The following is a 649-nucleotide window of genomic DNA, read 5'->3' as shown; positions in this document are numbered from 1 at the left end:
CCTTCTCAGATTTCTGGACATATTCCTGAATCGCTTCCTCCTCCACCGGGCCAATGTGGGGAATACCCGCCACCCGCCCTCCGCCACGTTTAGCGTGTCCATGTTCAAGCAAGTGGGTCAACTGATAATCCGTTGCGTTGTGGACAACCCAAGCTCTCCCCATTTTTTTCGCGCGCCATCCCCTCGCATAGTCCCCGGTATCCTTCGGGCTTCTTTGTTTCAGCTTTTTAACTGCGTTTTTGGCAGCAGCTTCCTTCGCTTCTTCCAGACCTTCCGTTACTTCTTCCGTATAGTCCTTCAGTGCCTGTGAAATCTCTCTTGAAAGATCCTCAATTCTAGCCATCAGCGGCCACCCTTTCACAAGTGATCCGGGTCTTTTCCCCACGTGTTTCCGTTCGGATGATCCGATACTTGATCCCGTTGTGCTTCAACTGCCGCTCATTCGCATATTCAAAGGTGTACACCTCGAATATTTTAGATGGTCGGAGTCCCGCTGTTGCCGCATTGTAATATTCAGCCTGGCCGACAGACATTTCATTGGCGAATACCTGCCGCTCCGTCTCCTGTTTGATCTGGTTCCCGATCTCATCTTCTATGATTTCAATCCCCACCAGGTGGATCACGTCATTGTGTCTCATTTGAACCACCG

2 protein-coding genes are annotated in these 649 nt (G+C 50.8%); both read right to left on the bottom strand.

Features of this window, described 5'->3' with window-relative positions:
- A partial coding sequence (locus tag CHM34_RS18320) for an HK97 gp10 family phage protein (RefSeq protein WP_094266044.1) occupies positions 1 to 343 on the bottom strand: 343 nt, incomplete at its 3' end.
- Positions 336 to 649 (bottom strand): hypothetical protein (locus CHM34_RS18315; RefSeq protein ID WP_094266043.1); only part of this gene is annotated, 314 nt, incomplete at its 5' end. The genes CHM34_RS18315 and CHM34_RS18320, both read right to left, overlap by 8 nt.

It is taken from the genome of Paludifilum halophilum, assembly GCF_002245355.1.
Lineage (GTDB): Bacteria > Bacillota > Bacilli > Thermoactinomycetales > DSM-45169 > Paludifilum > Paludifilum halophilum.
This window is presented reverse-complemented; position numbering and strand designations above follow the sequence as displayed.